This is a genomic window from Mesorhizobium sp. M7A.F.Ca.CA.004.06.1.1 (assembly GCF_003999135.1).
Lineage (GTDB): Bacteria > Pseudomonadota > Alphaproteobacteria > Rhizobiales > Rhizobiaceae > Mesorhizobium.
In genome coordinates this window covers 1-7,212 of sequence record NZ_RZPQ01000259.1, presented here as the reverse complement: position 1 = coordinate 7,212, position 7,212 = coordinate 1, and the positions used below count along the sequence as shown (strand labels likewise).

General features: G+C 63.3%; 8 protein-coding genes. 7 read left to right on the top strand and 1 reads right to left on the bottom strand.

Annotation, left to right across the window (positions count from 1 at the left end):
- Window positions 1-133 precede the first annotated feature (133 nt).
- Both EN906_RS16870 and EN906_RS16865 read left to right on the top strand, forming a co-directional pair.
- A complete protein-coding gene (locus EN906_RS16870) occupies window positions 134-586 on the top strand; it encodes a GNAT family N-acetyltransferase (RefSeq protein ID WP_127272036.1) in 453 nt (150 codons plus the stop codon).
- Window positions 587-762: 176 nt separating this feature from the next.
- Window positions 763-1,962: a PLP-dependent aminotransferase family protein gene (locus EN906_RS16865; RefSeq protein WP_206529103.1), complete on the top strand. Its 1,200-nt coding sequence runs from the start codon at window positions 763-765 to the stop codon at window positions 1,960-1,962.
- Here EN906_RS16865 and EN906_RS16860 read toward each other — a convergent pair.
- Window positions 1,939-2,241 carry a hypothetical protein gene (locus EN906_RS16860; protein ID WP_236382754.1) on the bottom strand — a complete coding sequence of 101 codons (303 nt, stop codon included), beginning with the start codon at window positions 2,239-2,241 and terminating at the stop codon, window positions 1,939-1,941. The two genes, EN906_RS16865 and EN906_RS16860, sit on opposite strands and share 24 nt — an antisense overlap.
- A gap of 321 nt (window positions 2,242-2,562) precedes the next feature.
- On the opposite strand from EN906_RS16860, the gene EN906_RS16855 reads away from it, so the two are divergent.
- From EN906_RS16855 to EN906_RS16835, 5 genes are all read left to right on the top strand, one after another.
- Window positions 2,563-2,991 carry a VOC family protein gene (locus EN906_RS16855; protein ID WP_127268756.1) on the top strand — a complete coding sequence of 143 codons (429 nt, stop codon included), beginning with the start codon at window positions 2,563-2,565 and terminating at the stop codon, window positions 2,989-2,991.
- A gap of 187 nt (window positions 2,992-3,178) precedes the next feature.
- Window positions 3,179-3,694 (top strand): hypothetical protein, encoded by a 516-nt coding sequence (locus EN906_RS16850; protein WP_127268757.1) that lies wholly within the window; start codon window positions 3,179-3,181, stop codon window positions 3,692-3,694.
- Between the two features lie 100 nt (window positions 3,695-3,794).
- Window positions 3,795-4,412: a C39 family peptidase gene (locus EN906_RS16845; protein WP_127268758.1), complete on the top strand. Its 618-nt coding sequence runs from the start codon at window positions 3,795-3,797 to the stop codon at window positions 4,410-4,412.
- Between the two features lie 26 nt (window positions 4,413-4,438).
- Window positions 4,439-5,506, top strand: coding sequence for a D-alanine--D-alanine ligase family protein (locus tag EN906_RS16840; protein WP_127268759.1), 1,068 nt, complete (start codon window positions 4,439-4,441; stop codon window positions 5,504-5,506).
- 92 nt (window positions 5,507-5,598) lie between these two features.
- Window positions 5,599-7,212 (top strand): AI-2E family transporter (locus tag EN906_RS16835; RefSeq protein ID WP_245484278.1); only part of this gene is annotated, 1,614 nt, incomplete at its 3' end.

Genomic DNA, 7,212 nt, shown 5'->3' with positions numbered 1-7,212 from the left:
CTGACACAGCGTCCTTCTCCCCGTCACTATACGGGGAGAAGATGCCGGCAGGCAGATGAGGGGCGGCACCAGCGCCCGGTGGAGAGCATATTCAAATCTTGCGGCCACCAGTGCCTCGCGATATCTCGACACCATGATCACCTTCCGCCGTGCGCAGGCCTCCGACCTGCCTGACATCATCGCCATGCTGGCCGACGATCCGCTTGGCGCCGGCCGCGAGGACGCTTCCATGCCGCTGGCCCAAGGCTATGTCGATGCTTTCAACGCCATCGACGCCGATCCCAATCAGCTGCTGGCGGTGACTGTCGACGGGGCCGAAGTGATCGGTACCTTGCAGATTTCTTTCCTTGCCGGGCTCTCGCGCAAAGGCGCCTGGCGCGGCCAGATCGAGGCGGTTCGGGTTGCCGGCCACAGGCGCTCGGACGGCATCGGCAGGCAGATGATCGTATGGGCGATCGACGCGTGCCGGGCGCGGGGCTGCAGCCTCGTCCAACTGACCACCGACAAGGGGCGGGCGGACGCGCACCGTTTCTACGAAAGCCTCGGCTTCACCGGCAGCCATCTCGGCTACAAGAAGAGCCTTTAGGCGGACGGAAACCGCTGCACATTTTTTGTGGAACTGCTCGCGGCGTTCGAGCAGTGCGCCCGCGCTGGCGCATTCGGGAAATCGTTCAGGCACACTTCAATTCGCGGCCAAGAGGGGATATAGGTCAGCCAAGTTGACCTATATTGCAGCGTTTGGGGAGGCGTGTCGTGACCCTTATGAATCTGTTGGCTTCGCGCTCGTCGCGCATGAAAGCGTCCGAAATCCGCGAGCTCCTGAAGCTGCTCGACCAGCCGGACATCATCTCGTTCGCCGGCGGTATTCCCGATCCGGCGTTGTTCCCGGCCGAGGCGATCCGTGACGCCTATGCTTCGGTGCTGGGCGGCGCCGAGGCGGGTGCGGCGCTGCAGTACCAGGTCTCGGAAGGCTACCTGCCGTTGCGGCGCTGGCTCGCCGGGCAGATGGGCAAGCTCGGCGTCGCCTGTGACGAGGCCGATATCTTCATCACTTCCGGCTCCCAGCAGGCGCTGGACTATCTCGGCAAACTGTTCCTGTCGCCGGGCGATACCGCGCTGGTGACGTGGCCGACTTATCTCGGCGCGCTGCAGGCTTTCAACGCCTATGAGCCTCGCTACGACCGGCTGACCCCGGCCGGCGGCAACATGACGCCCGATGCCTATCGCGCGGCAGCGGCAGCAAATGGCGGCAAGGCCAAATTCGCCTATCTGGTGCCGGATTTCGCCAACCCGACCGGCAACACGCTGAACCGTGAGCAGCGCGAGGCGGTGCTCGGCCTTGCCGGCGAACTCGACATCGCCGTCATCGAGGATGCCGCCTATCGCGCGCTGCGCTATGACGGCGACGGCGTGCCGCCGATCCTGGCGCTCGACTGCATCAGGTCCGGCGGCATCGACAAGGCGCGCACGCTCTATTGCGGCTCGTTCTCGAAGATACTGTCGCCGGGCATGCGCATCGGCTGGGTTTGCGCCCCGCGCCACATCGTCGAGAAACTGGTGCTGATGAAGCAGGCCTCGGACCTGCACAGCCCGTCGATCAACCAGGTGGTGATGCATCGTGTCGCCGAAGCCGTCTTCGACGGCCAGGTGGAAAAACTTATCGGCGCCTATCGCGAGCGCCGCGACGGGCTGCTCTCGGCACTGGAATCCAATATGCCGGAAGGCGTGACCTGGAGCCGCCCGGAAGGCGGCATGTTCGTCTGGGTAACGTTGCCGGAAGGGGCCGACGCCACCGAGCTTCTGGCGCGGTCGGTGAAAGAAGCGCGGGTGGCCTTCGTGCCGGGCGGCGCCTTTTATGCCGACGGCACCGGGCGCAACACGCTGCGGCTGTCCTTCACGCTCGCCGACCGGCGCGCGGTGAGCGAAGGCATTCCAAGGCTAGCCGCCATCCTGAAGGGATAGGCCGGCGCCGGAGGCCGGCTTTTCCTCCGCCATCACAGTCACCATCCGCTCAAGCTTTGAAAGCTTGGTGCGAGCGAGCTTGCGGACCGGCTTTTCGAAACCTTCTTCGCCGCTTTCGACGACGAAGACCAACGTCATGAAATCGAGCATGAACTCATCTATGGCTGCCGAGACCTCGCGCGACCTGCCCTTGAACCGGCGCAGCAGAGCGGTTGCTTCCTCGATATCCTCGACACCGGCGCTGTCGACCAGCGCTTCGAGCCTCTGAAAACTATCCAATAGCAATTCCTCCCACCGGGGCACCCAACCCGGTTGTGAGCGGAAAGTTCCAAACTGTGAGTGCTCTCGCGAAGAAATCGCCTCCACCGCTTCCGCGGTTTCGACGGGCCATCGGCAATTTTTTGTTCGGGTGGAACCTCCGCGGCCAACAAAGGTTCTTACCAGGTCTGATCCCCCTCAGACCCCTGAAGGCTAGACATGCTTTCCAAAGGCCCGCCGGATCCCCTCCCGGCGGGCTTTTTGTTTGCGGGATAGAACAAGTATCCGCATTGACGACGCCCTGTCCGAACCTAAATTCGAACCTCACGAGGAGGCATCTTTATGGAAACCCAGGAATTGCATCGCGGCCGGCTCATCGACCACATCCAACTGGTGGTCAGGGATCTCGCGCCCAGCCGGCGTTTCTACGAGGCGGTCCTGCAGGCGATCGATGTTCCGATCGGTGGGAGCGGCGACGATTTTTTCTGGGCCGACGAGCTGTTTGTCTCCACTGCCGACAGCCGGGCCGCACAGGGAAAACTCACCGGTCGCCATCACCTGGCTTTCCAGGCAAGGGACCACGCCATGGTCGACGCCTTCTACAAGGCCGGACTGGCGGCTGGCGGCACGGACAATGGCGCGCCGGGCGAACGGCCCTATCATCCCGGCTATTACGCCGCCTTCCTGCTCGATCCCGACGGCAACAACATCGAGGCCGTCCATCATGGTCCGCATAGTCGCAGCGCAGCTTCGGTGAAGATCACCTTCTAAGCTGCCGATATTCAGCCGGCCGGGATCGCGGGCGCATGGGCGATGCCGGAGAGAAGCTGCCTTGCGTTGCCAGATTGATGGCCACGATGCTAACCGTGCAAATGGCGGGCGGGAATCGGCATCGAAGCAACGTGCGCTGCAAAATCCTCAATAGAACTCCCCTTACCCCCTTGGAGATACATTTTTTATGCAAAACCCAACAAGGGCGATCTGTGCCGCCACGCTTTTATTTGCGATCGGGGCCGTGGATCTCACAAGTATATCACCTTTTGCTTATGTTTCATCGGCGCAGGCGCAGGAGGAATATCTTCCGACCCAGAAGGATTTTGTCGGCAAATGGAAACTGAACGGCGGAGCCATCCGGCCGCCGCGCGATATGAAGGATGCGCCGACACCGGAACAGGAAGCGGCCGCCAATGAATTCCAGCAGACGGTGACCGCGTTTTACGGCGCGTTTGACTATCTGGAGATCACGGCGGACGGCCGCTACAATTTTCATCAGCCGGGTGATCCGACGGCGGGGCCTTGCGTCTGGTGCGGAACCTGGTCCTTCAGCAACAGTTCGGCGTGGCTCAAGCTGGAGACCGCGCCCAGGCTGGATATCTACGCCAAGGACGGCGACATGCAGATGACCTACACTGTCGAACCCGACGAAAAATCGAAATATGCTTGGCTGGTTTTCGGTTGGACGAAGGCCGAGTAGGCGGCGGCGCACGGCTCCCCACACCTAAACGGGCCTAAGCGGCTTTTCATCCATCTCGTATCCTCGTATACGAGATGGAGCCAGCCGCCGAGGAGCCCGTATGAGTCCACTGCCTGAAACCGTGCCGTTTTTCAGCCAGTGGGAGACGCCCGACCTGACGCTGGACGTGCTCGCCGACGGCGCGGATGTTGCCCTCAGGCGCGATCCGCTGTGGCGGGGATCGGGCGCGGAAACACTCGATGAATATGCGGTCTGGGCGGCCAATATCTGCGGCATGGCGTGCCTGAAGATGATCCTGGCAAGCCGCGGCGAGATCGTGCCGACGATCGAGCTTGCCAGGCGCTGCACCTTATATGGCGGCTATGTCGTCAACGGGGGATCGATCAAGGGGCTGATCTACGCGCCCTTCGTCAGCTTCGTGAAAGAGGTTTTTGGACTCCGGGCCGAGGTGGTGACCAATGTCGCGACGGCCGAGATTCCGGCGATCATGCAGCGGACGCGCTTCTTCATCGCGTCGGTCAGCAGTTCGATCCGCTGGCCCGAGCGCGAGCCGCCCTCGAAGGGCGGTCATCTGGTGCTGGTCACGGCGGCATCCAATCAGGGTTTCCGCTTCCACAACCCGTCCGGCCATGACCCCGCCACACAGGCAGACGCAGTGTTGGCGCCGGCCGATTTCGACCGCTTCTTCGCCAATCGCGGCATTGCCGTCGCCATTTGATTTTTTTTGACAGTCGAGGGATTTCGATGACCGGTAAGACAAGAGTGGCCATCCTCTATGGCGGGCGTTCGGCCGAGCATGACGTGTCGCGCCTGTCGGCCGCCAATGTGCTGAAGGCGATCGACCGGACGCGCTACGACATCGTGCCGATCGCCATTACCAAAAGCGGCAGATGGCTGCTGCAACAACTTGATGACGCGGCAGGGGCGCCGGCATCCGAAGATGGTGCCGAGGTCGCGCTGCTGCCCGGCGGCAAGGGCCGGCTGGTCGCCGTCTCGCGGGATGGTACGCAGCCTGACCTGCCCCCCATCGACGTCGTGTTCCCGGTGCTGCACGGGCCGTTCGGCGAGGACGGCTCGGTGCAGGGCTATGCCGAGGTCGCCGATGTAGCCTATGTCGGCTGCGGCATCCTCGCGTCGGCCGCGGCCATGGACAAGGATGTCGCCAAGCGGCTGATGCGCGAGGCGGGATTGGCGGTTGCCCGCTCCGTCACCGTGCATCGAAACGGCAAGCATTCCTTCCAGGAGATTGCCGGGATGCTCGGCCTGCCGTTCTTCGCCAAGCCGGCGCGCCAGGGCTCGTCCTTCGGGGTCAGCAAGGTGAATGACAGGGATGGCTTCGAGCAGGCCATCGACACGGCTTTCCGCTACGACGGCAAAGTGTTGATCGAGGAATTCGTCGAGGGGCGCGAGATCGAGTTCTCGGTGCTGGAGCGCGCCGACGGGTCGCTGACGGTGTCGCTGCCCGGCGAGATCATTCCGGCCGGCAAGCACGGCTTCTACACCTATGAGGCCAAATATCTCGATGCCGACGGCGCGCTGGTCAAGGTGCCCGCTGATGTCCCGGCCACTGTGGCCGACAAAGCGAGGGAGATGGCGCGTCAGGCTTTTCAGGCGCTCGGCTGCGAAGCCATGGCGCGCGTCGATTTCTTCCTGCGCGCCGATGGCAGCCTGCTCGTCAACGAGGTCAACACCATTCCCGGCTTCACCGACATCTCGATGTATGCCAAGGCGCTGGCGGCGTCAGGCATCGGCTACAGCCAGACCATTGACGTGCTGATCGAGCACGCGCTGGCCAGGCATGCGGCGCGCTGATCCGATCGGTCGAGAGCGGCCGATGCGGCCCGGATCATTGCCTGTGAGCGAGGCGTATTTCATCGTTGGCTAAAGTTGCACGTCCGCTCTATATGCCCGATCATGGCATTTGGCAGGGGAGGCATCACGTGGCCAATCGTCGAAACGGCACGGCGTCTCCGGCTGACGGGCTAGGGGACGCACTTTCAGCAGCCGCGCCCCATCCGCGAACCTCTTTGCCCAATGTGGCGGCCATCGTCACGACGGTGGCCGCACTGTATTTCGGGCGCGAGGTTTTCCTGCCGATCGCGATCGCGCTGCTGCTGACCTTCGCATTGGCGCCGCTTGTCTCAGCTCTTAAAAAAATCGGCATTCCCCGGATTGCCGCCGTCATTGCCAGCGTGCTCGGCGCTTTCGCGGCGCTTGGCCTGTTCTCCTTCATCGTCGCCACGCAGGTCAGCGAACTGGCGCAGAACATCCCGGTCTACCAGACCAACATCCTGACCAAGATCCGCTCGCTCAAGGAAACCGGGGTCGGGGGCGGGATACTTGCCAGATTGAGCCAGGTGGTCGAGCGTGTCGGCCAGGAGATCGACAGGCAGGACGCCACGCTGCCGGCTGCCGCACCGGAAAAGCCTGCGCGTGAGCCGGTGCCTGTCGAGATCGTCGCCCGAGAAAGGCCGCTCCAGGTCCTGCAGAATATCGTCGGGCCGCTGATCAGCCCGCTTGGGTCGGCCGGACTGATCATCGTCGTCGTCATCTTCATGCTGCTCGAGCGGGAGGATCTGCGCGACCGCTTCATCCGGCTTGTCGGCTACGGCGACCTCCACCGCACCACCGAGGCGCTTCAGGATGCCGCCAAGCGGGTGGGCCGCTATCTCTTGATGCAATTGGTCGTCAACATCGTCTACGCCGTACCGATTGCGATCGGGCTCTGGGCCCTCGGTATTCCCAATGCGCTGCTGTGGGGGCTGCTGGCGCTGGCGCTGCGTTTCGTTCCCTATATCGGCCCGATCATCGGCATGCTTTTGCCGCTGTTCCTGGCGCTGGCCGTTGCGCCGGGCTGGTCGCTCGTGCTGTGGACCGCCGCCCTGTTCGTAGTGATGGAGCTGATCACCGGCAATATCATCGAACCCTGGCTCTACGGTTCGCGGACAGGACTGTCGCCGCTGGCGATCATCGTCGCGGCGATTTTCTGGACGTGGCTCTGGGGGCCGCTCGGGCTGATCCTGTCGACACCGCTCACCGTCTGCCTGGTGGTGCTGGGCAGACACGTGCCGCAGTTTGAATTCCTCGACGTGCTGTTCGGCAACGAGCCCGTGCTCGAACCCCATGCGCGCCTGTACCAGCGGCTTCTGGCCGGCGATCCGGAAGAAGCCACCGACCATGCCGAGGAGATGCTGGAGGAGAAATATCTGGTCGAATTCTACGACAAGGTTGCCATTCCGGCGCTTTTGCTGGGCGAACAAGACCGTGTGCGCGGCGTCATGGGCGATTTGCAAAGGCGGCAGGTGGCGGCCAGTGCCCTGGTGCTGGTGGCCAATCTCGACGACAGCGCGCAGGAGGAGGCAGGCGAGGAGGAGGCGCCGCCCGAGGCCGCAGAGGCGAGCGACGATGGCGATCCCAACGGGGAAGACGAGACCGACCTGCCCGATGGAACGGATATGTCCGTGCTTTGCGCCGGTGGGCGTGGCGAGCTCGACGACGCCGCCGCCGCGATGCTGGCG